Below are 24979 nucleotides of genomic sequence, written 5' to 3'. Positions count from 1 at the left end.
CTTTTCCAGGAGAACCTGCAATGCGCGTTTACTACGACAAAGACTGTGACCTTTCCATCATCCAGGGCAAGAAGGTCGCCATCATCGGCTACGGCTCCCAGGGCCACGCCCACGCCTGCAACCTGAAGGACTCCGGCGTCGACGTCGTCGTCGGCCTGCGCAGCGGCTCGGCCACCGTGGCCAAGGCCGAGGCCCATGGCCTGACCGTCAAGCCGGTCAAGGACGCGGTCGCCTCCGCCGACGTGGTCATGATCCTGACCCCCGACGAATTCCAGTCCAAACTGTACAAGGACGAAGTCGAGCCGAACCTGAAGCAAGGCGCCACCCTGGCCTTCGCCCACGGTTTCGCCATCCACTACAACCAGGTCGTGCCCCGCGCTGACCTGGACGTCATCATGATCGCGCCCAAGGCCCCGGGTCACACCGTGCGCTCCGAGTTCGTCAAGGGCGGCGGCATCCCTGATCTGGTCGCCGTCCACCAGGACGCTTCCGGCAATGCCAAGAACGTCGCCCTGTCCTACGCCTGCGGTGTCGGCGGCGGCCGTACCGGCATCATCGAGACCACCTTCAAGGACGAGACCGAAACCGACCTGTTCGGCGAACAGGCCGTGCTGTGCGGTGGTGCGGTCGAGCTGGTCAAGGCCGGTTTCGAAACCCTGGTCGAAGCCGGCTACGCGCCGGAAATGGCCTACTTCGAGTGCCTGCACGAACTGAAGCTGATTGTCGACCTCATGTACGAAGGCGGCATCGCCAACATGAACTACTCGATCTCCAACAACGCCGAGTACGGCGAGTACGTGACCGGCCCCGAGGTGATCAACGCCGAGTCGCGCGCCGCCATGAAGAATGCGCTCAAGCGCATCCAGAACGGCGAGTACGCCAAGATGTTCGTGGCCGAGGGTGCGTCCAACTACGCTTCCATGACCGCCTACCGTCGCAACAACGCGGCTCACCCGATCGAGCAGGTCGGCGAGAAGCTGCGGGCCATGATGCCCTGGATCGCGTCGAACAAGATCGTCGACAAGACCAAGAACTGATCGGGCAGGGCGTCAGCCCTGTAACGAACAGTAAAGACGCGGCTTCGGCCGCGTTTTTTATTGCACTGCCCACGACCCCGGCAATGCCTTAGCATGGGAGGTTAGGCTGAACCCTATCCTCAAGAGGTCAGTCCAATCCGTCAGGTAATGCCCAAGGAAAATCCATGAGCGAGCGTCCCGAAGAAACCCCGTCCAACACCAACACCGACGGCCTCATCCCCGTGGATGAACACATCGAGGAGACGCAGGACGCCCAGGGGCGCAAGATCAGACGCCGTGGCGTGTACCTGCTGCCCAACCTCTTCACCACCGCGGCGCTCTTTGCCGGCCTCTATTCGATCATCAAGGGTGTTGCGGCTCAGACCGCCTTCATCCAGGGGCAATACGAGATTGCCTCCGCCGGTTTCTCGGCCGCTGCCGCTGCCATCTTTATCGCCATGGTTCTTGATGGCCTGGATGGCCGCGTCGCCCGGATGACCAACACCCAGAGCGCCTTCGGCGAGCAGTACGATTCGCTCTCCGACATGGTCGCCTTCGGCGTTGCGCCGGCGATCCTGGCCTTCCAGTGGGCACTGAGCGGCCTGGGTAATGTCGGCTGGGCCGTTGCCTTCATCTATGTGGCAGGCGCCGCCTTGCGTCTGGCGCGCTTCAACACCCAGATCGGTTCCGTGGACAAGCGCTACTTCATCGGCCTGGCCAGTCCTTCCGCGGCTGCCTTGGTGGCCGGTACCGTCTGGTGCTTCAGTGACTTCGGCATCCAGGGCTCCAAGCTGTCCCTGCTGGTAGCCCTGATGGTCGCCGCGGCTGGCATGCTCATGGTCAGCAACTTCAAGTACTGGAGCTTCAAGACCCTGGGCCTGAAAGGGCGGGTGCCCTTTGTGGTCATCCTGATCGCCGTGCTGGTCTTCGCCGTGGTCTTCACCGACCCGCCGCGCGTGCTGCTGCTGGGCTTCCTGGCCTATGCCGTCTCCGGCCCCTTCACCACCCTCTGGCGCAATCGCCGTGTCGGCCGCGGCTAGCCGCACGAGAGGTCTATAGGAAAGGGGGCTGCGTAAGCAGCCGCCTTTCTTTTTTGGCCTTTGTGAAAATAACCAGTTGACCTGTCCTGAAACTCCCCTATAATGCGCCCCACTTCCGGCGCAGACGCTGAAGCGGCTTGAAAATCAAGCACTTAGGTCTGAGCCGGGCGAGGGGTCCACGGACTCTTCGCTGTTTGGTCTTCACCTCCGGGTGATGGCGAGATGAAGCGGAGGGGGTTGACAGCGTCTCAGGATGCTGTAGGATTCGCCTCCCGCTGCCGAGATTGGCTAGATCGATCAGGCAAGCGCAAGTGGTTGAGTTGAAACGAAAAAGTTCAAATCAACGCTTGACAGGATGTGAGGGTAGCGTAGAATGCGCGCCTCGGTTAGCGACACGGTCGCAACCAACTGCTCTTTAACAAGTTGAATCAAGCAATTCGTGTGGGTGCTTGTGAGATAAGTCTGATGTCGCAAGATTATCAGCAACACAAGTAACTCGTGAATTCATGAGTTTTTTGCGATTGCTGAGCCAAGTTTAGGGTTTTCTCAAAACCCGATCAGTCTACTTAACTGAAGAGTTTGATCATGGCTCAGATTGAACGCTGGCGGCAGGCCTAACACATGCAAGTCGAGCGGATGAGAGGAGCTTGCTCCTCGATTCAGCGGCGGACGGGTGAGTAATGCCTAGGAATCTGCCTAGTAGTGGGGGACAACGTTTCGAAAGGAACGCTAATACCGCATACGTCCTACGGGAGAAAGTGGGGGATCTTCGGACCTCACGCTATTAGATGAGCCTAGGTCGGATTAGCTAGTTGGTAGGGTAAAGGCCTACCAAGGCGACGATCCGTAACTGGTCTGAGAGGATGATCAGTCACACTGGAACTGAGACACGGTCCAGACTCCTACGGGAGGCAGCAGTGGGGAATATTGGACAATGGGCGAAAGCCTGATCCAGCCATGCCGCGTGTGTGAAGAAGGCCCTCGGGTCGTAAAGCACTTTAAGTTGGGAGGAAGGGCTTACAGCGAATACCTGTGAGTTTTGACGTTACCGACAGAATAAGCACCGGCTAACTTCGTGCCAGCAGCCGCGGTAATACGAAGGGTGCAAGCGTTAATCGGAATTACTGGGCGTAAAGCGCGCGTAGGTGGCTTGATAAGTTGGATGTGAAATCCCCGGGCTCAACCTGGGAACTGCATCCAAAACTGTCTGGCTAGAGTGTGGTAGAGGGTAGTGGAATTTCCAGTGTAGCGGTGAAATGCGTAGATATTGGAAGGAACACCAGTGGCGAAGGCGACTACCTGGACTAACACTGACACTGAGGTGCGAAAGCGTGGGGAGCAAACAGGATTAGATACCCTGGTAGTCCACGCCGTAAACGATGTCAACTAGCCGTTGGGATCCTTGAGATCTTAGTGGCGCAGCTAACGCATTAAGTTGACCGCCTGGGGAGTACGGCCGCAAGGTTAAAACTCAAATGAATTGACGGGGGCCCGCACAAGCGGTGGAGCATGTGGTTTAATTCGAAGCAACGCGAAGAACCTTACCTGGCCTTGACATGCTGAGAACTTTCCAGAGATGGATTGGTGCCTTCGGGAACTCAGACACAGGTGCTGCATGGCTGTCGTCAGCTCGTGTCGTGAGATGTTGGGTTAAGTCCCGTAACGAGCGCAACCCTTGTCCTTAGTTACCAGCACGTTATGGTGGGCACTCTAAGGAGACTGCCGGTGACAAACCGGAGGAAGGTGGGGATGACGTCAAGTCATCATGGCCCTTACGGCCAGGGCTACACACGTGCTACAATGGTCGGTACAAAGGGTTGCCAAGCCGCGAGGTGGAGCTAATCCCATAAAACCGATCGTAGTCCGGATCGCAGTCTGCAACTCGACTGCGTGAAGTCGGAATCGCTAGTAATCGTGAATCAGAACGTCACGGTGAATACGTTCCCGGGCCTTGTACACACCGCCCGTCACACCATGGGAGTGGGTTGCTCCAGAAGTAGCTAGTCTAACCTTCGGGAGGACGGTTACCACGGAGTGATTCATGACTGGGGTGAAGTCGTAACAAGGTAGCCGTAGGGGAACCTGCGGCTGGATCACCTCCTTAATCGAAGATGTCAGCTTGCTGGCAAGCACCCACACGAATTGCTTGATTCACTGATAGAAGAGCAATTGAGTTAGTTAGACTCAAGGTAAGACGATTGGGTCTGTAGCTCAGTTGGTTAGAGCGCACCCCTGATAAGGGTGAGGTCGGCAGTTCGAATCTGCCCAGACCCACCAATCGATGGGGCCATAGCTCAGCCGGGAGAGCGCCTGCCTTGCACGCAGGAGGTCAGGAGTTCGATCCTCCTTGGCTCCACCATCTCCACCTACCGCTAACGCGATTGCTTGAAAAGCTCAGACATGAGCGTTTGATGCGCCTTCCGGTGCAGCACAAACTCTGATGTCTGGTCTTTGATCAGAACTGTTCTTTAAAAAATTGGGAAAGTGATAGAAGTAGACTGCATTAACTGTTTTCACTGGCAGTTAGTGTCGTCAAGGTAAAATCTTGCGAACTCAAGCGCAAGTTTTCGGCGAAATGTCGTCTTCACTCATGTAACGCCTGCAGATCGGTAGCGTCCTTGTGACGCCAGCGAGATTGCTTGGGGTTATATGGTCAAGTGAAGAAGCGCATACGGTGGATGCCTTGGCAGTCAGAGGCGATGAAAGACGTGATAGCCTGCGATAAGCTTCGGTGAGGTGGCAAATGACCTGTGACCCGGAGATCTCTGAATGGGGAAACCCACCTAGCATAAGCTAGGTATCTTAACCTGAATCCATAGGGTTAAGAGGCGAACCAGGGGAACTGAAACATCTAAGTACCCTGAGGAAAAGAAATCAACCGAGATTCCCTTAGTAGTGGCGAGCGAACGGGGACCAGCCCTTAAGTTGATTTGAGAGTAGCGGAACGCTTTGGAAAAGGCGGCCATAGTGGGTGATAGCCCTGTACGCGAAACGCTCTTATCAATGAAATCGAGTAGGACGGGGCACGAGAAACCCTGTCTGAATATGGGGGGACCATCCTCCAAGGCTAAATACTCCTGACTGACCGATAGTGAACCAGTACCGTGAGGGAAAGGCGAAAAGAACCCCGGAGAGGGGAGTGAAATAGAACCTGAAACCGTATGCGTACAAGCAGTGGGAGCCTACTTTGTTAGGTGACTGCGTACCTTTTGTATAATGGGTCAGCGACTTATTTTCAGTGGCGAGCTTAACCGAATAGGGGAGGCGTAGCGAAAGCGAGTCTTAATAGGGCGTTTAGTCGCTGGGAATAGACCCGAAACCGGGCGATCTATCCATGAGCAGGTTGAAGGTTAGGTAACACTGACTGGAGGACCGAACCCACTTCCGTTGAAAAGGCAGGGGATGACTTGTGGATCGGAGTGAAAGGCTAATCAAGCTCGGAGATAGCTGGTTCTCCTCGAAAGCTATTTAGGTAGCGCCTCATGTATCACTCTGGGGGGTAGAGCACTGTTTCGGCTAGGGGGTCATCCCGACTTACCAAACCGATGCAAACTCCGAATACCCAGAAGTGCCGAGCATGGGAGACACACGGCGGGTGCTAACGTCCGTCGTGAAAAGGGAAACAACCCAGACCGTCAGCTAAGGTCCCAAAGTCCTGGTTAAGTGGTAAACGATGTGGGAAGGCTTAGACAGCTAGGAGGTTGGCTTAGAAGCAGCCACCCTTTAAAGAAAGCGTAATAGCTCACTAGTCGAGTCGGCCTGCGCGGAAGATGTAACGGGGCTCAAACCAGGCACCGAAGCTACGGGTATCACCTTTGGTGATGCGGTAGAGGAGCGTTCTGTAAGCCTGTGAAGGTGAGTTGAGAAGCTTGCTGGAGGTATCAGAAGTGCGAATGCTGACATGAGTAACGACAATGCGAGTGAAAAACTCGCACGCCGAAAGACCAAGGGTTCCTGCGCAACGTTAATCGACGCAGGGTGAGTCGGTCCCTAAGGCGAGGCTGAAAGGCGTAGTCGATGGGAAACGGGTTAATATTCCCGTACTTCTAGTTACTGCGATGGGGGGACGGAGAAGGCTAGGCCAGCTTGGCGTTGGTTGTCCAAGTTTAAGGTGGTAGGCTGACTGTTTAGGTAAATCCGGACAGTTAAGGCCGAGAGCTGATGACGATCCTTCTTTTAGAAGGAGAAGTGGTTGATGCCATGCTTCCAGGAAAAGCCTCTAAGCTTCAGGTAACTAGGAACCGTACCCCAAACCGACACAGGTGGTCGGGTAGAGAATACCAAGGCGCTTGAGAGAACTCGGGTGAAGGAACTAGGCAAAATGGCACCGTAACTTCGGGAGAAGGTGCGCCGGTGAGGGTGAAGGGTTTACCCCGTAAGCTCATGCCGGTCGAAGATACCAGGCCGCTGCGACTGTTTATTAAAAACACAGCACTCTGCAAACACGAAAGTGGACGTATAGGGTGTGACGCCTGCCCGGTGCCGGAAGGTTAATTGATGGGGTTAGCGCAAGCGAAGCTCTTGATCGAAGCCCCGGTAAACGGCGGCCGTAACTATAACGGTCCTAAGGTAGCGAAATTCCTTGTCGGGTAAGTTCCGACCTGCACGAATGGCGTAACGATGGCGGCGCTGTCTCCACCCGAGACTCAGTGAAATTGAAATCGCTGTGAAGATGCAGTGTATCCGCGGCTAGACGGAAAGACCCCGTGAACCTTTACTGTAGCTTTGCACTGGACTTTGAGCTTGCTTGTGTAGGATAGGTGGGAGGCTTTGAAGCGTGGACGCCAGTCTGCGTGGAGCCATCCTTGAAATACCACCCTGGCAATCTTGAGGTTCTAACTCTGGTCCGTTATCCGGATCGAGGACAGTGTATGGTGGGCAGTTTGACTGGGGCGGTCTCCTCCTAAAGAGTAACGGAGGAGTACGAAGGTGCGCTCAGACCGGTCGGAAATCGGTCGTAGAGTATAAAGGCAAAAGCGCGCTTGACTGCGAGACAGACACGTCGAGCAGGTACGAAAGTAGGTCTTAGTGATCCGGTGGTTCTGTATGGAAGGGCCATCGCTCAACGGATAAAAGGTACTCCGGGGATAACAGGCTGATACCGCCCAAGAGTTCATATCGACGGCGGTGTTTGGCACCTCGATGTCGGCTCATCACATCCTGGGGCTGAAGCCGGTCCCAAGGGTATGGCTGTTCGCCATTTAAAGTGGTACGCGAGCTGGGTTTAGAACGTCGTGAGACAGTTCGGTCCCTATCTGCCGTGGACGTTTGAGATTTGAGAGGGGCTGCTCCTAGTACGAGAGGACCGGAGTGGACGAACCTCTGGTGTTCCGGTTGTCACGCCAGTGGCATTGCCGGGTAGCTACGTTCGGAAGAGATAACCGCTGAAAGCATCTAAGCGGGAAACTTGCCTCAAGATGAGATCTCACTGGAGCCTTGAGCTTCCTGAAGGGCCGTCGAAGACTACGACGTTGATAGGTCGGGTGTGTAAGCGCTGTGAGGCGTTGAGCTAACCGATACTAATTGCCCGTGAGGCTTGACCATATAACACCCAAACAATCTGACCGCGGTCAGAGCGTGAGGAAGACGACGCCGAAAACCGGCGCGTGGGTTCGCAAGACCCCAAAGACGAGTTGTCTACTTCGATCACAGACCCAATTGGGCCAGCCAGGCAGCTTTATCGCCTGGTCAGCCAACCGAATTGCTTGACGAACATAGAGCATTGGAACCACCTGATCCCTTCCCGAACTCAGAAGTGAAACGATGCATCGCCGATGGTAGTGTGGGGTTTCCCCATGTGAGAGTAGGTCATCGTCAAGCGCCTAACACCCAGCACCCCCGCTCAGTTCATTCTGGCGGGGGTGTTGTCTTTGGGGCGGGAAAAGTTTGACCGGGCGTCAGGGCGCTTGAGTGCTGGGAGCGGATAATCGGCTAGCGGAAGCCTGATGCGGCGTCGCTGAGGTGGCCCTCACCCTAGCCCTCTCCCGGGGGGAGAGGGGACCAAAAGGGCGCGGCGGCGTTGGAGCAGTGCCTGCTAGGCAGGTGCTGCTTTACGTCCGCAAGAGCCCAAGAGCCCAAGAGCCCCAACAGCCCGGCTGCGCCGGGCTGTTGTGTTGGAAGCGCGGCACAGAATCATCGTAGGTTGGCGCTGAGCGCAGCGAAGCCCAACAATCAGCTCCGCTGCAGGGATCAAGCGAACGGCGGCGGGTCGGGGCGGTGAGGGGCAGGGGTTGGCTTCCGGAGGTTGGGCTTCGCTGTGCTCAGCCCAACCTACCGCATCTTTACGTGAGCAAGAAAAAGCCCGGCATTGGCCGGGCTTTTTGCGTTCTGGAAGGTGCCGAGGATTACTCCCGGTCACGTTCCAGCAAGGGCTTAAGGAAGTGGCCGGTATAAGACTTCTTGTTCGCCGCGACCTCCTCGGGTGTACCTGTCGCGATGATCTGACCACCCTTCGAACCGCCTTCCGGACCCAGGTCCACCAGCCAGTCGGCGGTCTTGATGACATCGAGGTTGTGCTCGATCACCACCACGGTATTGCCGTGATCCCGCAGGCGATGCAGAACGTCCAACAGCTGCTGGATATCGGCGAAGTGCAGACCGGTAGTGGGCTCGTCAAGAATATAGAGTGTCTTGCCGGTATCACGTTTGGACAACTCCCGCGCCAGCTTCACACGCTGGGCCTCGCCGCCTGACAGGGTCGTAGCGCTCTGGCCGAGACGGATATAGGACAGGCCGACATCCATCAGCGTCTGCAGCTTGCGCGCCAGGGCCGGGATGGACTCGAAGAAGGCATGGGCCTCTTCGATGGTCATGTCCAGGACCTCGGTGATGGTCTTGCCCTTGTACTTCACCTCTAGGGTCTCGCGGTTGTATCTCTTGCCCTTGCAGACGTCACAGGCGACATAGACGTCCGGCAGGAAGTGCATCTCCACCTTGATCACGCCGTCGCCCTGGCAGGCCTCGCAGCGGCCGCCCTTGACGTTGAAGGAGAAGCGCCCCGGGGTGTAGCCGCGGGAGCGGGATTCCGGGACGCCGGAGAACAGTTCGCGAATCGGGGTGAAAAGACCGGTGTAGGTCGCCGGGTTGGAACGTGGCGTCCGGCCGATGGGGCTCTGGTCGATGTCCACCACCTTGTCCAGGTGCTGCATGCCGTCGAAGCTGTCATGGGCGGCGACTTCCAGGGTCGTCGCGCCATTGAGCGCCGTGGCGGTCAGCGGGAAGAGGGTGTTGTTGATCAGAGTCGACTTGCCGGAGCCGGATACCCCGGTCACGCAGGTCAGCAGGCCAACGGGAATCTCCAGATTGACGTTCTGCAGGTTGTTGCCGCGGGCACCCTTGAGCTTCAGCAGCTTCTTCTTGTCCCGCGGTGTGCGCTTGGCGGGGACTGCGATCTTCTTGCGGCCCGACAGGTACTGCCCGGTCACCGAGTCGGGGTGCTGCATAACCTGGTCGGGCGTACCTTCCGCAATGATCTGGCCGCCGTGTACGCCGGCGCCCGGACCTATGTCGATGACATAGTCCGCCAGGCGGATGGCATCCTCATCGTGCTCGACGACGATGACGGTGTTGCCCAGGTCGCGCAGATGGGTCAGGGTGCCCAGCAGGCGTTCGTTGTCGCGCTGGTGGAGGCCGATGGAAGGCTCGTCGAGGATGTACATGACGCCCACCAGACCCGCACCGATCTGGCTGGCCAGGCGGATACGCTGCGCCTCGCCGCCGGACAGGGTGTCGGCGCTACGATCCAGGGTCAGGTAGTCCAGGCCGACGTTGACCAGGAACTGCAGGCGCTCGCGGATCTCCTTGAGGATCTTGTCGGCGATCTGCTGCCGCTGGCCCCTGAGGGTGAGGTCTTGGAAGTACTGGGTGGCATCGCCCACGGGCAGGCGGGTGACCGCCGGCAGGGTCTTGTCGCCGACCCACACATGCCGGGCTTCGCGGCGCAGGCGGGTGCCATTGCAGTCCGGGCAATGCTGGGTGCTCAGATACTTCGCCAGCTCTTCGCGCACGCTCTGGGATTCAGTCTCGCGATAACGCCGCTCCAGATTCGGCAGGATGCCTTCGAAGGGGTGGGCACGCTTGACGATGTCGCCGCGGTCATTCAGATAGCGGAAGTTGACGCTCTCGCGTCCGGAGCCGCTGAGGACCGCCTTGCGATGCTTGTCATCGAGACCCTTGAAGGGTTCGTCCAGGCTGAAGCCATAGTGACTCGCCAATGAGCCGAGCATCTGGAAGTAGTAGACGTTGCGCCTGTCCCAGCCGCGGATGGCGCCTTCGCTGAGGCTGAGCTCCTCGTTGACCACCCGGCGGGCATCGAAGAACTGCTTCACGCCCAGGCCGTCGCAGGTCGGACAGGCACCGGCAGGGTTGTTGAAGGAAAACAGCTTGGGCTCCAGCTCGCCGATGGAAAAGCCGCAGATCGGACAGGCGAAGCGCGCGGAGAAGACGATCTCCTCACCCTTCCCGCCTTCCATGGGCGCGATGATGGCGATGTCGTCGGCCAGCTTCAGCGCCGTCTCGAAGGATTCCGCCAGGCGTTGCTGGAGGTCTTCGCGCACCTTGAAGCGATCCACGACCACCTCGATGGTGTGCTTCTTCTGCTTGTCGAGCTTGGGCAGTTCGTCCATCTCGTGCAGACGGCCATTGACGCGGACGCGGACGAAGCCCTGGGCGCGCAATTCCTCGAATACCGAGAGGTGTTCACCCTTGCGCTCGCGCACGATGGGGGCGAGCAGCATCAGTCGCTCGCCTTCCGGCATGGCCAGCACCTGATCGACCATCTGGCTGACGGTCTGGGCTTCCAGGGGCACGTCGTGTTCCGGGCAGCGGGGCGTACCGACGCGCGCATAGAGCAGACGAAGGTAGTCGTAGATCTCGGTGATGGTACCCACGGTGGAGCGCGGGTTGTGCGAGGTGGATTTCTGCTCGATGGAGATCGCCGGGGACAGGCCTTCAATGGTGTCCACGTCGGGCTTTTCCATCATCGACAGGAACTGCCGGGCATAGGCCGACAAGGATTCCACGTAGCGGCGCTGGCCTTCGGCATAGAGGGTGTCGAACGCCAGCGAAGACTTTCCGGAACCGGACAGGCCGGTAATGACGATGAGCTTGTCCCGGGGGAGGGTAAGGTCGATGTTCTTCAGATTATGGGTGCGGGCCCCACGGATGAGGATTTTATCCACGTAGACTTCTGCCTCGTTTTGGCGGCGCTTCAATAGGAAAGAGGTCTCGTCCCGGGCTGCGGCTATCTGCCGCGCCTGTGAGAGAGGGGGTAAGGCTGGTAAAATTGGTGGCCCGACAGCGGTGATCGGGCGTTCGTGATCCTGGCGGTCGGGAACGTTCGGACGAGCGCTCGGCTATCTTCACCGCTTCCTCCCTAAATGGTCATTGTCACGACTGTTTTAAAGCTGTGTGGCGACGTAAAAGCCTGTCGCCGACGAGAGGATTATCAATGCTCGACAAGCGCAGTGAAGCCATGAACGGCGTCGAACGCCGTGCCGCCCTGGGGCTGGCTCTGGTCTTCGCCTTTCGTATGCTCGGTATGTTCATGGTGCTCCCGGTCCTGGCGACCTATGGTCAGGAGTTGGCTGATGCCACCCCGGCGCTGATTGGCCTGGCCATAGGTGCCTATGGTTTGACCCAAGCGGTTCTGCAAATTCCCCTGGGGACGCTGTCCGATCGCATCGGTCGACGCCCCATCATCATTGGTGGACTGCTGGTGTTCGCCCTTGGTGCCGCCATTGCCGCCAATGCCCACTCGATCTGGGGCGTCATCGCCGGTCGTATCGTGCAGGGCGGCGGTGCCATTTCGGCCGCCATCATGGCACTGCTGTCGGATCAGACCCGCGAGCAGCATCGCACCAAGGCCATGGCTACCATCGGCATGAGCATCGGCGTGTCCTTTGCCGTGGCGATGGTGGCCGGACCGCTGCTGACCCGTGCCTATGGTCTGGCCGGTCTGTTCTGGGCGACCTGCGGACTGGCACTGGTCGGCTTGCTGATCGTGCTGTTCCTGGTTCCTCACCAGGCTTCGCCCTTTGCCCATCGGGAGTCGAATCTGGCGCGCCAGGCGCTGGGCGCCACCCTGCGCAATCGCGATCTGCTGCGGCTGGACTTCGGTATCCTGGCGCTGCACGCTGTGCTGATGGCCAGTTTCGTCGTCCTGCCGCTGGCCCTCGCCGAACACGCCGGCCTGCCCAAGGAAGAGCACTGGTGGGTTTACCTGACCGCACTGGTGGTCGGCTTCTTCGCCATGGTTCCCTTCATCATCTATGGTGAAAAGAAGCGACGGATGAAGCGCGTGCTGGTGGGTGCCATCAGTGTGCTGGTGCTCTGCGAGCTGTACTTCTTCTTTTTCAGCGACAGCCTGGTGGCCCTGGTCATTGGCATCGTGGTGTTCTTTACCGCCTTCAACCTGCTGGAGGCCTCGCTGCCGTCACTGGTGAGCAAGGTGGCACCTGCAGGCGGCAAGGGCACCGCCATGGGGATCTATTCCACCAGTCAGTTCCTTGGTTCTGCATTGGGCGGTATCCTCGGTGGCTGGCTGTTCCAGCATGGTGGCCTGTCCACCGTCTTCCTGGGTTGTGCGGCGCTTTGCCTGGGATGGGCGGTGGTAGCTGGCACGATGCGAGAACCGCCCTATGTCACCAGTCTGCGTTTGCCGGTTACGCCCGCGCTAGTCAACGACCAGGGATTGGTCGGACGCCTGTTGGCCCTGGCCGGAGTGACCGACGCGGTAATGGTGGCGGAAGAACAAGCCGTCTACATCAAGATCGATACTAAAATCGTCGATCGGGCGCAATTGGAGCGACTGGTAAGCCAAACGCCAGTCGCCGCTTGATCGACAGCCCTATCAGGAGATTCATATGGCCCGTGGCGTCAACAAAGTCATCCTCGTCGGCAATGCCGGCGCCGATCCCGAAACCCGCTACATGCCCAATGGCAATGCGGTGACCAATGTCACCCTGGCCACCAGCGAAAGCTGGAAGGACAAGCAGACCGGCCAGCAGCAGGATCGCACCGAATGGCACCGTGTGGTGTTCTTCGGTCGTCTGGCAGAGATCGCCGGCGAGTACATCCGCAAGGGCTCCCAGGTCTATGTCGAAGGCAGCCTGCGTACCCGCAAGTGGCAGGGTCAGGACGGTCAGGATCGCTACACCACCGAAATCGTGGTCGATATCAACGGCAACATGCAGTTGCTGGGTGGCCGCGGTGGCAATGCCGGTGGCAACGATGAATACAACCAGAGCGCCCCTGCGCCCCAGCAGCAGCGTGCCCCTCGTCCCCAGCAGTCGGCTCCGCAGTACGACAACGGTGGCAATGGCGGCTCTGGCAACAGTCGTCCTCAGCAGCAGCCCAAGCCCCAGCAGCAGCCGGCTCAGCAGGACTACGACAGCTTCGACGACGACATTCCCTTCTAGGGCCTCGTTGATCAGGCAAAGAAAAAGGGCAGCCAGTGGCTGCCCTTTCTTTTTGGTGGAGGCGGGGGGATTTGAACCCCCGTCCGCCAGCTCTCCGCTATCGGTTCTACATGCTTAGCCCTGTCTACTGAGTTAACCCATTGCGGCCCGACGGGCAGGGTGCTTTGGGCGAGCTGTATAAGTTTTAGCCGTTACGTCTACAGCGAACTTGGCGGCGATCCTGTTCTATCTGACAGTCGTTTCGGGTTTACAGGCATCCCCTAGCGACTGCTAGCCGCGTTAAGCAGCTAGAGCGTAGTTGTCGTCGTTGGCAACTATAAGTTTGCAGCAGCGAATTTACGAGTTCTGCTACCAGCTCGGCATGCCCCTCAAGTTTCGTTACCGGCGTCGAATCCTAATCGCCCCCAAAACTTGCTGGTCGTTCACTATAGGAATTCCAGCCGTCCTGCGCAAGTCATTGCTGACGAAACGTTTTTTTAGCCGCTTGGCTACTTGGCGTCCTTGCGGATGGCGCGCTGGATCTCACGGTCGGAATCGCGCTCGCGTTCAGTGGCACGCTTGTCGAATTCTTTCTTGCCCTTGGCCAGGGCGATCTCGCACTTGACCAGGTGTTTTTTCCAGTAGAGCGACAGCGCTACGCAGGCGTAGCCCTTCTGCTGCACCGCGCCAAACAGCTTGCCCAGCTCGCGCTTGTTCAGCAGTAGCTTGCGGGTGCGGGTAGGGTCCGCGATGACGTGGGTACTGGCAGTCTGTAGCGGGGTGATGTGGCTGCCGAGCAGCCAAGCTTCGCCGTCCTTGAGCAGCACATAGCTGTCGGTCAGCTGCGCCTTGCCGGCTCTTAGGCTCTTGACCTCCCAGCCTGCCAGGGAAACACCTGCCTCGAAGCGGGTGTCGACGAAGTATTCGTGTAGCGCTTTCTTGTTCTGCGCGATGCTACCGGGGGAGACTTTCTTTTGCTTGGCCATGATTCCAGGGTACAGCGAGTCGGGGGAAATGTCGCCACGCGCTTGAGCGGGTATGAGCAAACACGGACAATACCGCGGTTCTGGACCGTGGCAGGCTGGTGCGGGAGTAAAATGCGAGCGCCGCCCTCAAATTCAAGGTCCGACACCGATATCGCTATTCTACGAGGTTCCGATGAGCTCGCACATCCAACGTTCGGCGTTGCTTCCCTATCCTGCTTCAGCGCTCTATGCGCTGGTTAATGACGTGGACCGTTATCCGGAGTTCCTGCCGTGGTGCTCGTCCGCCCAGATTCTGGAGCAGAACGAAGGTCTGATGCGCGCCGGTCTCACCGTGGCCAAGGGCGGCCTCAGTCAGCAGTTCACGACCCGCAATACCCTGGTGCCGGACGAGTCCATCACCATGGATCTGGAGAAGGGGCCCTTCAAGCAGCTGCATGGCGTCTGGACATTCAAGGCACTGGGCGACAAGGCCTGCAAGATCTCGCTGGATCTGTCCTTCGAATATGACAGCGCCATCGTGCGTGCGACCCTGGGCCCGCTGTTCAATCAGGCGGCCAATACCATGGTGGATGCCTTCTGCCAGCGTGCCCGAGCCCTCTATGGCTGAGCGTCTCGCCATCGAGGTAGCGCTGGCGCTGACTGAGCGGCAATGGCTATTGAGTCTGGAGCTGGAGGAGGGCGCCACGGTCGCGCAGGCAGTGTTGGCTTCGGGTCTGCTCGACCAGCTGACGCCAGAGCAGCGCGAAGGCTATCGGGTCGGCATCTTTGGCAAGCAGGTCGCCAAGCCGGAAGAAAGGAAGCTGCTCGAAGGCGAGCGGGTCGAGATCTACCGCCCGCTGCTTGCGGATCCCAAGGAGAGTCGCAAGCGGCGGGCCGAAAAGGCTAGAGCCAAGACTGGACTCTAGCTGGAGATCACTGGCCGTCGGTACGGATGCGGTCGGGGGTCGGGATGGCAGCCGGCCGAGCGCTATCGATCTCTTTCTGAATAGTGTCTTCGGTCGAGCCGGGCACGGCGGGGGTTTCCGGTGCTGCCGCAGGCGCAGCAGCGGGTTGCGCCGGCGCGGTGGGATCCACGCTGGTACCACTGTCGGTACCCATGATCTGCTGTTCACGGGTGGTGCCGGGCATGAAATCGCCAGCCAGGCTGCTCAACTGGTTGTCACCGTTGAACACCAGGCTGACACGCTCCTGTTTCCGCTGACCACCGGCTGCTTGCAGGCTGTACAGATAGTCCCAGCGATTGGGATGGAAGGTGTCCTGGATCAGCGGCGAACCCATGATAAACCGGACCTGTTGTCGGGTCATTCCGGGGCGCAACTGGTCTATCATGTCCTGGGTGACGACGTTGCCCTGCTGGATGTCGATCTTGTAAACCCCCGGCAGAGAGCAGCCGGCGAGCATGGCTAGGCCCATCAGAGAGAGCCCGGTCAGCGTTTGCTTGAGGTTTTGCATCGGTGGGAGACTTCCACTATCTTGCTGGGCAACGAAGCACCGATCATACCCGTATTCCCGAGGGCTGCGAAAGCACTCGGCACCGAGAAAGAGCATGGTAGAGAACAACGAACTCCGCAAAGCGGGTCTGAAAGTGACCCTGCCGCGCGTCAAGATATTGCAGATGCTGGACACCACCGAGCAGCGCCACATGAGCGCTGAAGACGTTTACAAGGCGCTGATGGAAGCAGGCGAGGACGTGGGGCTGGCAACGGTCTATCGGGTCCTTACCCAGTTCGAAGCGGCTGGTCTGGTGGTGCGCCACAATTTCGATGGCGGTCACGCCGTGTTCGAGTTGGCCGACACCGGACACCACGATCACATGGTGGATGTGGATACCGGCGAAGTCATCGAGTTCACCGATGCCTCGATCGAAAAGCGTCAGCGCGAGATCGTCGAAGAGCATGGTTTCGAGCTGGTCGATCACAACCTCGTGCTGTACATCCGTCAGCGCAAGTGAAGATCCAGACATGAAAAAGGCGACTCCGAGTCGCCTTTTTCATGTCTGTTGGCAGCCTGCGTCTAGCGGCTGACCACCAGCTTGCGGGCATGGGCGAGGGATTCGCGGGTAAGGTCGACGCCGCCGAGCATGCGCGCCACTTCCTCCACACGGCGCGCCCGGTCCAGTTTTGCAACCGCCGTACGGGTCTCGTCGGTGCCGCGCTCCTTGTGCACGAAAAGATGCTGATGCCCCTGGGCCGCTACCTGGGGCAGGTGGGTGACCGTCAGTACCTGGCCGCGCTCGCCCAGCTGCCGCAACAGCTGGCCGACCACCTCGGCAGTCGGGCCGCCGATGCCGACGTCCACTTCGTCGAACACCAGCGTGGGCGTGCGCGAGGTCTGGGCTGTGATGACCTGGATGGCCAGACTGATCCGTGACAGTTCGCCACCGGAAGCGACCTTGGCCAGTGGGCGCAGGGGCTGGCCCGGGTTGGCGCTGACGCGGAATTCGACCCCCTCGTTGCCCACAGGCTGAGGTTCGCCGGTGCTGCCCGGCGAGAGGGTGATACTGAAGCGGCCACCTGGCATGCCCAGGCGCTGCATTTCGGTTTCGACCGCTGCGGCCAGCTCCGGCGCCCGTTGCTCGCGCAGACGGCTCAATTCGCCGGCCTTTTCCTGGTAGTGGCGCTCGAAGGCGGCCAGCTCTTCCTGCAGGCGCTCCAGAGCGACGTCGTCGGCATCCAGCGATTGCAGTTCGTTGCGCAGCTGTTCGTGCAGCTCCAGCAGGGCTTCGGGTTGCACGCGATGCTTGCGGGCGAGGCTGTAAACGCTGTCGAGACGCTCCTGTACCGCCTGCTGGCGCTCCGGGTCGGCTTCGAAATGATCGACGAAGCGATTGAGTTCGTTCATCGCCTCCTCGATCTGGATCTGCGCGGAGGCGAGCAGGTTGCTGGCTTCCTGGATCTGCGCGGGCGGGCGGTCGAAGGCAGTCAGGCGTGCCACGCTGGCATTGAGCGCTGACTGGGCATTGCCCTGCTCGTTCTCGGTACAGAGGTCCATGGCCTGGCGGCAGGCCAGCAGGATGTGCTCGGCACTCGCCAGATCGCTCTGCTCCTGCTCCAGGGCCTGCAGCTCGCCCTCGACCAGGGCGAGGTTGTCGAGTTCTTCCAGCTGATAGCTGAGCAGCTGATGGCGGGCGCGTTGCTCGTCACCGTTGCGGGTCAGGCGCTCCAAGGTCTGGCGCACCTGGCGCCAGCGCTGGGCGGCGAGTTGCACCTGGCGCACCAGCTCGCCCGCGCCGGCGTATTCGTCCAGCAGGCGGCGATGGGTATCGAGACCGAGCAGCGATTGGTGTTCGTGCTGGTTGTGGATGTCGATCAGCAGACCGCCGAGGGTCTTGAGGTCGGCCAGCGGGCAGGGCGAGCCATTGATATAGCCGCGCGAGCGTCCTTCGCGGGTGATGACGCGGCGCAGCAGGCAGGGCCCGTCCTGCTCCAGGTCTCGCTCGGCGAGCCATTGGCGCGCCTCGGGTATGTCGGTGGTGTCGAAGCTGGCCAGGACATCGGCCTTGTCGGCGCCAGGCCTTACCGCATCGCTGTCGGCGCGGTCGCCCAGGGTGAGGCCGAGGGCATCGAGCATGATGGACTTGCCGGCGCCGGTTTCGCCGGTGATCACGGTCATGCCGCGCTCGAGGTCGAGGTCGAGGTGTTCGACGATGGCGTAGTTGCGGACGGACAGATGCACCAGCATGCGACGATCTCCGAAAGCGGTTTTCTGGTTGTTTATACAGTGCCTCTCGGGCACTGGCAATCCATACAGCTCTTGAAGCGCCGGCCGGCGGCCCCATATAGGCGCCATCGATCAAGGCATCGTCCATTAGCGGGCGCGCCCACCGGCATTATCACAGGAGGACTCCATGGCCGACGAACAGAACTCCCAGACCCCCGAGCACGAAGCAGCCGCTCAGGGCGACGTCCAGCACGAGGATCTCGCCACCCGCGTCGCCACGCTCGAAGAGCAGCTCGCTGCTGCCCAGGATCAGTCGCTGCGCAGCGTCGCCGAACTGCAGAACGTGCGTCGTCGCGCCGAGCAGGATGTGGAGAAGGCGCACAAGTTCGCGCTGGAAAAATTCGCCGGCGATCTCCTGCCGGTGCTCGACAGCCTGGAGCGTGGCCTGGAGTTGTCCAACGCCAGCGACGAGGCCCTCAAGCCCATGCGTGAAGGCATGGAGCTGACCTTGAAGATGCTGCAGGACACCCTCAAGCGCTATCAGGTCGAGGCCGTCGATCCCCACGGCGCGCCCTTCAACCCGGAGCACCACCAGGCCATGGCCATGGAGGAGAGCGCTACCGCCGAGCCGGGCAGCGTGCTCAAGGTGTTTCAAAAGGGCTATCTGCTCAATGGTCGCCTGCTGCGGCCGGCGATGGTGGTAGTCAGCAAGGCACCTGCGGCGCAGCAGCCGAGCATCGACGAAAAGGCTTGAAATTCTTTCGCTCGGCCCCATCTGGTAGGCAAGCGAACATCAAAGGCCCCCTGAGCGGGCCGCGCGGAATCTGAGATTTCTGGAGAAGACTACATGGGCAAGATCATCGGTATCGACCTGGGGACGACCAACTCCTGCGTCGCGATCCTCGAAAACGGTAACGTCAAGGTACTGGAAAACGCCGAAGGCACCCGTACCACGCCGTCCATCATCGCCTACACCAACGATGGCGAGACCCTGGTCGGCCAGCCGGCCAAGCGCCAGGCGGTGACCAATCCGCAGAACACCCTGTACGCGGTCAAGCGTCTGATCGGTCGGCGTTATGAAGAAAACGTCGTGCAGAAAGACATCGAGATGGTCCCCTACAAGATCGTCAAGGCCGACAACGGTGACGCCTGGGTCGAGGCCAAGGGCCAGAAGATGGCGCCGCCCCAGGTGTCTGCCGAAGTCCTGAAAAAGATGAAGAAGACCGCCGAGGACTACCTGGGCGAAGCCGTGACCGAGGCGGTCATCACCGTACCGGCCTACTTCAACGACAGCCAGCGCCAGGCCACCAAGGATGCCGGTCGCATCGCCGGTCTGGACGTCAAGCGCATCATCAACGAGCCCACCGCGGCTGCCCTGGCCTATGGCCTGGACAAGGCCAAGGGCGACCACACCGTGATCGTCTATGACCTGGGCGGCGGCACCTTCGACGTGTCGGTCATCGAGATCGCCGAGGTCGATGGTGAGCATCAGTTCGAGGTGCTGGCCACCAACGGCGACACCTTCCTGGGTGGCGAAGACTTCGACATCCGCCTCATCGACTATCTCGTCGAAGAATTCAAGAAAGAAAGCGGCATGAACCTCAAGGGTGACCCGCTGGCCATGCAGCGCCTGAAGGAAGCTGCCGAGAAGGCCAAGATCGAGTTGTCCTCGGCTACCCAGACCGACGTCAACCTGCCGTACATCACCGCCGATGCCAGCGGTCCCAAGCACCTGAACGTCAAGGTCTCCCGCGCCAAGCTGGAGTCCCTGGTGGAAGAGCTGGTCGAGCGCACCATCGAGCCGTGCCGCACTGCCCTGAAGGACTCCGGCCTGGACGTCTCCGACATCCACGAGGTCATCCTAGTGGGCGGTCAGACCCGCATGCCGCTGGTGCAGAAGCGCGTAGCCGACTTCTTCGGCAAGGAAGCGCGCAAGGACGTCAACCCGGATGAAGCCGTCGCCATCGGTGCCGCCATCCAGGGCGCCGTGCTGGCCGGCGACGTCAAGGACGTGCTGCTGCTGGACGTCACTCCGCTGACCCTGGGCATCGAGACCATGGGTGGCGTGATGACCGCGCTGATCGAGAAGAACACCACCATCCCGACCAAGAAGTCGCAGGTGTTCTCCACCGCCGACGACAACCAGGGCGCCGTGACCATCCACGTGCTGCAGGGCGAGCGCAAGCAGGCCGCGCAGAACAAGTCGCTGGGCAAGTTCGACCTGGCCGAGATCCCGCCGGCGCCGCGTGGCGTGCCGCAGATCGAGGTGACCTTCGACATCGACGCCAACGGCATCCTCAACGTGTCCGCCAAGGACAAGGCCACCGGCAAGCAGCAGTCCATCGTCATCAAGGCGTCCTCCGGTCTGTCCGAGGACGAGATTCAGCAGATGGTGCGTGACGCCGAGGCCAATGCCGACGAGGATCGCAAGTTCGAAGAGCTGGCTGCCGCCCGCAACCAGGGTGATGCCCTGGTGCACGGCACCCGCAAGATGCTGACCGAGGCCGGTGACAAGGCCACCGCGGAAGAGAAGAGCACCATCGAGAAGGCCATCGGCGAACTGGAAACCGCGGTACGCGGCGACGACAAGGATGCCATCGAAGCCAAGATGAATGCCCTGTCCCAGGCCTCCGCGCCGCTGGCCCAGAAGCTCTATTCCGAGCAGGGTGCTGCCGCGGGTGCCGAAGGCGCCTCGGCCAAGGCGGACGGTGATGCCAAGAAGCCCGGCGACGACGTGGTCGATGCCGAGTTCGAGGAAGTGAAGGACAACAAGTAAGCCGCGTGCTTACCGCACCTGACGGGCTTCGGCCCGTCGGATCCGCCACGCGGGAGCCTGCTCCCGCGTTGGCGTGTCTGGAGGGTGAGAAAATTTAAGGTGCAGAAAGTCTATGGCCAAACGTGATTACTATGAGGTGCTCGGGGTCGAGCGCGGCGCCAGCGAAGCCGAGCTCAAGAAGGCCTACCGACGCCTGGCGATGAAATACCACCCGGATCGCAATCCGGGTGACGCGGCTGCCGAGGAGCAGTTCAAGGAGGCCGCCGAGGCCTACGAAGTGCTGTCCGATGCGGGCAAGCGCTCGGCCTACGACCAGTATGGCCATGCTGGCGTCGATCCGAGCATGGGTGGCGGCGGTTTCGGTGGTGCGGCGGGTGGCGCGAGCTTCTCCGACATCTTCGGCGACGTCTTCAGCGACTTCTTCGGCGGGCGCGGTGGTGCCGGTGGGCGTGGCGGTCCGCAGCGTGGTGCCGACCTGCGCTACACCCTGGACTTGGATCTGGAAGAGGCGGTGCGCGGGACCACGGTCACCATTCGCGTGCCCACCCTGGTCGAGTGCAAGGTCTGCGACGGCAATGGCGCCAAGCCGGGTACCTCGGCGTCCACCTGCCCTACCTGCGGCGGCATCGGTCAGGTGCGCATGCAGCAGGGCTTCTTCTCGGTGCAGCAGACCTGCCCGCGCTGCCACGGCAGCGGCAAGATCATTCCCGAGCCTTGCAACGCCTGCCATGGTCAGGGACGTGTGGAAGAGCAGAAGACCCTGTCGGTCAAGGTGCCGGCGGGCGTCGACACTGGCGACCGTATCCGCCTGACCGGCGAGGGCGAGGCCGGGACCCTGGGTGGTCCGAGCGGCGATCTCTACGTGGTGGTCAATGTGCGCGAGCACTCGATCTTCCAGCGCGACGGCAAGCATCTCTATTGCGAGGTGCCGATCAACTTCACCGATGCCGCCCTGGGTGGCGAGCTGGAAGTGCCGACCCTGGATGGCCGCGTCAAGCTGAAGATCCCCGAGGGGACCCAGACCGGCAAGATGTTCCGCCTGCGTGGCAAGGGCGTGACGCCCGTGCGTGGCGGTGGCGCCGGCGACCTGATGTGCAAGGTGGTGGTGGAGACTCCGGTCAACCTGAGCCGGCGGCAGCGCGAGCTGCTCGAGGAATTCCGCAACACCCTGCAGAGCGACAGCTCCCATTCGCCCCGGGCCAGTGGCTGGTTCGACGGCATGAAGCGCTTCTTCGACGACCTCTAAACCGGCAGGGGCGTCGTCGCGAGGCGGCGCCCGGCCAGCAGCCTGGAGCTGATGATGCGACGTATAGCTGTAATGGGCGCCGCGGGGCGCATGGGCAAGACCCTGATCGAAGCGGTCCAGCAGACCCAGGGCGCTGCCGGCCTGACCGCCGCGGTGGATCGTCCCGAGAGCAGCCTGGTGGGTGCCGACGCGGGAGAGCTCGCCGGCATCGGCCGTAACGGGGTGATGCTGTCGGGTGACCTGGCGCGGGTGCTGGATGATTTCGATGTCGTCATCGACTTCACCCACCCCAATGTGACTCTGCAGAATCTGGCGCTCTGCCGCAAGGCGAAGAAGGCCATGGTGATCGGCACCACCGGCTTCACCGCCGAGCAGAAGCTGACCCTGCTGGAGGCCAGCAAGGAAATCCCCATCGTCTTCGCGGCCAACTTCAGCGTCGGCGTCAATCTCTGTCTCAAGTTGCTGGATACCGCTGCCCGGGTGCTGGGTGACGAGGTCGATATCGAGATCATCGAGGCGCATCACAGGCACAAGGTCGATGCGCCTTCGGGTACTGCCCTGCGCATGGGCGAGGTCGTTGCCCAGGCGCTGGGTCGTGATCTGGAAGAAGTGGCCGTCTATGGCCGGGAAGGCCAGACCGGTGCCCGCGATCGCCAGACCATCGGCTTCGCCACCGTACGTGCCGGCGACGTGGTGGGCGATCACACGGTGCTGTTCGCCAGTGAAGGCGAGCGGGTCGAGATCACCCACAAGGCGTCCAGTCGCATGACCTTCGCCAAGGGCGCCGTACGCGCAGCCCTCTGGCTCAAGGACAAACAACCGGCGCTATATGACATGCAGGACGTGCTGGAGTTGCGCTGAACCGCTCGCGGGGGTGCCAGCCGTGATCAATTCCTGTACAATGCAGCTTTAGTGTATCCACTAAAAGCTAGCGCAGAATGAAATCACAACATTAAAACGGGATGACTCTTCGAGATGTCATCCCGTTTTTTTGCACCCTGCGTTTGCCCGCCAAGGCTTGATTTTCGGAGGTCTTCTTGACTAAGCCAGCCATACTCGCACTTGCCGATGGCAGCATCTTTCGCGGTGAATCCATCGGTGCCGACGGCCACACGGTCGGCGAAGTGGTGTTCAACACCGCCATGACCGGCTACCAGGAAATCCTGACCGATCCTTCCTATGCGAAGCAGATCGTCACCCTGACCTATCCGCACATCGGCAACACCGGCACCACGCCGCAGGATGGCGAGGCCGCCCAGGTCTGGGCTGCCGGACTGATCATCCGTGACCTGCCGCTGCTGGCCAGCAACTGGCGCAACAAGCAGTCGCTGCCGGACTATCTCAGGGAAAACGGCACCATCGCCATCGCCGGCATCGACACCCGTCGACTGACCCGCATCCTCCGCGAGAAGGGCGCCCAGGATGGCTGCATCCTCACCGGCGAAGACGCCACCGAAGAGCGCGCCCTGGAACTGGCCCGCGCCTTCCCCGGCCTCAAGGGCATGGACCTGGCCAAGGAAGTCAGCGTCAAGGAGCGCTACGAATGGCGTTCCAGCGTCTGGTCGCTGGAGACCGACAGCCACGCCGAGATCCCGGCCGAGCAGCTGCCCTATCACGTGGTGGCCTTCGACTACGGCGTCAAGCTGAACATCCTGCGCATGCTGGTGGCCCGCGGCTGCCGCATCACCGTGCTGCCGGCCCAGACCCCGGCCAGCGAAGCCCTGGCGCTGCAGCCCGACGGTGTCTTCCTGGCCAATGGCCCGGGCGATCCCGAGCCCTGCGACTACGCCATCAAGGCGATCCAGGACGTCCTGGAAACCGAGATTCCGGTGTTCGGCATCTGCCTGGGCCACCAGTTGCTGGCCCTGGCTTCCGGCGCCAAGACGGTGAAGATGCCCAATGGTCACCACGGCGCCAACCATCCGGTGCAGGATCTCGACAGCGGCGTGGTGATGATCACCAGCCAGAACCACGGTTTCGCCGTGGACGAGGCCAGTCTGCCGGCCAATGTGCGGGCCACCCACAAGTCGCTGTTCGACGGCACCCTGCAGGGCATCGAGCGTACCGACAAGGTCGCCTTCAGCTTCCAGGGTCACCCCGAGGCGAGCCCTGGTCCGCACGACGTGGCACCGCTGTTCGACAAGTTCATCCAGGCCATGGCGGCACGCCGCTAAGACGGAAGGAGGGTAAGGCTCATGCTGGCGAATCTGGGTGTCATCGACTTCTGGACCTACGTGGTCGGGACCCTGTTCGTCATCCTGCTGCCCGGCCCCAACTCCTTCTTCGTGCTTGCCACCAGCGCCCAGCGCGGTATCCGCAGCGGTTACCAGGCGGCTTCCGCGGTGTTCCTCGGTGACGCCGTGCTGATGCTGCTCTCCGCCCTGGGCGTCGCCTCGCTGCTCAAGGCCGAGCCACTGTTCTTCCAGATCCTTAAGTATCTGGGCGCGGCCTATCTGTTCTACCTCGGCTGGGGCATGTTGCGCGGCGGACTCAAGTCCTGGCGCAGTCCGGCCCAGGGCCAGGCCGAGGCGACCCTGCGCGAAGACGTCCACCAGCCGTTCCGCAAGGCCCTGCTGCTGAGTCTGTCGAACCCGAAGGCGATCCTGTTCTTCGTCTCCTTCTTCATCCAGTTCGTGGACCCCGGTTACGCCCATCCGGCGCTGTCCTTTCTGGTGCTGGGCGCGGTCCTGGAAGCCATCAGCTTCTGCTACCTGTCGTTCCTGATTTTCTGCGGCGTTCGCCTGGCGGCCTGGTTCCGTCAGCGGCGTCGCCTCAGCGCGGGCGCCACCGGTGGCGTCGGCGCCCTGTTCGTGGGGTTCGGTGTGAAGTTGGCCACCGCGACCCTGACCTGATTACCTG

General features: G+C 60.8%; 17 protein-coding genes, 2 tRNA genes, 3 rRNA genes and 1 other RNA gene. 18 read left to right on the top strand and 5 right to left on the bottom strand.

Going from position 1 to position 24979, the window contains the following annotated elements:
- The first annotated feature begins 20 nt into the window (after nt 1-20).
- The 7 genes from ilvC to rrf all read left to right on the top strand — a co-directional run bounded on the left by ilvC (nt 21) and on the right by rrf (nt 7876).
- Entirely contained in the window at nt 21-1037 is a 1017-nt protein-coding gene (ilvC, locus tag AABM56_RS20810; protein WP_133861907.1) for a ketol-acid reductoisomerase, read from the top strand.
- Nucleotides 1038-1201: 164 nt separating this feature from the next.
- The gene (gene pssA, locus AABM56_RS20805) at nt 1202-2056 is read left to right on the top strand and encodes a CDP-diacylglycerol--serine O-phosphatidyltransferase (protein ID WP_133861906.1); all 855 of its coding nucleotides are present in this window, start codon (nt 1202-1204) and stop codon (nt 2054-2056) included.
- Between the two features lie 567 nt (nt 2057-2623).
- Nucleotides 2624-4160: ribosomal RNA gene (locus AABM56_RS20800) — 16S ribosomal RNA — on the top strand.
- 96 nt (nt 4161-4256) lie between these two features.
- A tRNA-Ile gene (locus tag AABM56_RS20795) sits at nt 4257-4333 on the top strand.
- A gap of 6 nt (nt 4334-4339) precedes the next feature.
- Nucleotides 4340-4415: transfer RNA gene (locus AABM56_RS20790), tRNA-Ala, on the top strand.
- Nucleotides 4416-4707: 292 nt separating this feature from the next.
- Nucleotides 4708-7600, top strand: a 23S ribosomal RNA gene (locus AABM56_RS20785).
- Between the two features lie 160 nt (nt 7601-7760).
- A 5S ribosomal RNA gene (gene rrf / locus AABM56_RS20780) occupies nt 7761-7876 on the top strand.
- The 16S, 23S and 5S rRNA genes sit together here with 2 tRNA genes alongside, the layout of an rRNA operon.
- A gap of 524 nt (nt 7877-8400) precedes the next feature.
- Here rrf and uvrA read toward each other — a convergent pair.
- Entirely contained in the window at nt 8401-11235 is a 2835-nt protein-coding gene (gene uvrA / locus AABM56_RS20775) for an excinuclease ABC subunit UvrA (RefSeq protein ID WP_133863026.1), read from the bottom strand.
- 269 nt (nt 11236-11504) lie between these two features.
- Between uvrA and AABM56_RS20770 the strand changes: the two genes are divergently transcribed.
- Together AABM56_RS20770 and ssb are read left to right on the top strand one after the other, a co-directional pair.
- Nucleotides 11505-12893, top strand: coding sequence for an MFS transporter (locus tag AABM56_RS20770; RefSeq protein ID WP_273806708.1), 1389 nt, complete (start codon nt 11505-11507; stop codon nt 12891-12893).
- 25 nt (nt 12894-12918) lie between these two features.
- Nucleotides 12919-13473, top strand: coding sequence for a single-stranded DNA-binding protein (gene ssb / locus AABM56_RS20765; protein WP_093257079.1), 555 nt, complete (start codon nt 12919-12921; stop codon nt 13471-13473).
- Nucleotides 13474-13526: 53 nt separating this feature from the next.
- Here ssb and ssrA read toward each other — a convergent pair.
- Together ssrA and smpB are read right to left on the bottom strand one after the other, a co-directional pair.
- Nucleotides 13527-13879: a transfer-messenger RNA gene (gene ssrA, locus AABM56_RS20760) on the bottom strand.
- An 82-nt stretch (nt 13880-13961) separates the two neighbouring features.
- Nucleotides 13962-14438: an SsrA-binding protein SmpB gene (gene smpB / locus AABM56_RS20755; RefSeq protein WP_007162671.1), complete on the bottom strand. Its 477-nt coding sequence runs from the start codon at nt 14436-14438 to the stop codon at nt 13962-13964.
- Nucleotides 14439-14610: 172 nt separating this feature from the next.
- Between smpB and AABM56_RS20750 the strand changes: the two genes are divergently transcribed.
- Nucleotides 14611-15045, top strand: a complete 435-nt coding sequence (locus AABM56_RS20750) for a type II toxin-antitoxin system RatA family toxin (protein ID WP_133863028.1) — start codon at nt 14611-14613, stop codon at nt 15043-15045.
- A complete protein-coding gene (locus AABM56_RS20745; protein WP_263259643.1) occupies nt 15038-15343 on the top strand; it encodes an RnfH family protein in 306 nt (101 codons plus the stop codon). Before AABM56_RS20750 ends, AABM56_RS20745 begins: the two co-directional genes overlap by 8 nt.
- Nucleotides 15344-15350: 7 nt before the next feature.
- On the opposite strand, the gene AABM56_RS20740 is transcribed toward AABM56_RS20745, so the two are convergent.
- Nucleotides 15351-15890: an outer membrane protein assembly factor BamE gene (locus AABM56_RS20740; RefSeq protein WP_347883671.1), complete on the bottom strand. Its 540-nt coding sequence runs from the start codon at nt 15888-15890 to the stop codon at nt 15351-15353.
- A 94-nt stretch (nt 15891-15984) separates the two neighbouring features.
- Here AABM56_RS20740 and fur point away from each other — a divergent pair, with 94 nt between their 5' ends.
- Nucleotides 15985-16389, top strand: coding sequence for a ferric iron uptake transcriptional regulator (gene fur, locus AABM56_RS20735; protein WP_007162667.1), 405 nt, complete (start codon nt 15985-15987; stop codon nt 16387-16389).
- Between the two features lie 62 nt (nt 16390-16451).
- Here fur and recN read toward each other — a convergent pair whose 3' ends face one another.
- Complete coding sequence (recN, locus tag AABM56_RS20730) at nt 16452-18119, bottom strand: DNA repair protein RecN (protein WP_133863031.1); 1668 nt, start codon at nt 18117-18119, stop codon at nt 16452-16454.
- 166 nt (nt 18120-18285) lie between these two features.
- On the opposite strand from recN, the gene grpE reads away from it, so the two are divergent.
- From grpE to leuE, 6 genes are all read left to right on the top strand, one after another.
- The gene (gene grpE / locus AABM56_RS20725; RefSeq protein ID WP_133863032.1) at nt 18286-18852 is read left to right on the top strand and encodes a nucleotide exchange factor GrpE; all 567 of its coding nucleotides are present in this window, start codon (nt 18286-18288) and stop codon (nt 18850-18852) included.
- Nucleotides 18853-18945: 93 nt separating this feature from the next.
- Nucleotides 18946-20874, top strand: coding sequence for a molecular chaperone DnaK (gene dnaK / locus AABM56_RS20720; RefSeq protein ID WP_133863033.1), 1929 nt, complete (start codon nt 18946-18948; stop codon nt 20872-20874).
- A gap of 112 nt (nt 20875-20986) precedes the next feature.
- Complete coding sequence (gene dnaJ / locus AABM56_RS20715; RefSeq protein ID WP_007162663.1) at nt 20987-22120, top strand: molecular chaperone DnaJ; 1134 nt, start codon at nt 20987-20989, stop codon at nt 22118-22120.
- Nucleotides 22121-22174: 54 nt separating this feature from the next.
- The gene (dapB, locus tag AABM56_RS20710) at nt 22175-22981 is read left to right on the top strand and encodes a 4-hydroxy-tetrahydrodipicolinate reductase (RefSeq protein WP_133863034.1); all 807 of its coding nucleotides are present in this window, start codon (nt 22175-22177) and stop codon (nt 22979-22981) included.
- A 176-nt stretch (nt 22982-23157) separates the two neighbouring features.
- Nucleotides 23158-24294, top strand: a complete 1137-nt coding sequence (gene carA / locus AABM56_RS20705; protein ID WP_187980469.1) for a glutamine-hydrolyzing carbamoyl-phosphate synthase small subunit — start codon at nt 23158-23160, stop codon at nt 24292-24294.
- Between the two features lie 24 nt (nt 24295-24318).
- The gene (gene leuE / locus AABM56_RS20700; RefSeq protein WP_165904698.1) at nt 24319-24972 is read left to right on the top strand and encodes a leucine efflux protein LeuE; all 654 of its coding nucleotides are present in this window, start codon (nt 24319-24321) and stop codon (nt 24970-24972) included.
- Nucleotides 24973-24979 lie beyond the last annotated feature (7 nt).

Source organism: Pseudomonas aestiva (genome assembly GCF_039908605.1).
Lineage (GTDB): Bacteria > Pseudomonadota > Gammaproteobacteria > Pseudomonadales > Pseudomonadaceae > Chryseomonas > Chryseomonas aestiva.
Note: the sequence above shows the minus strand (reverse complement) of the source record. Positions and strands in the feature narration are given on the sequence as shown.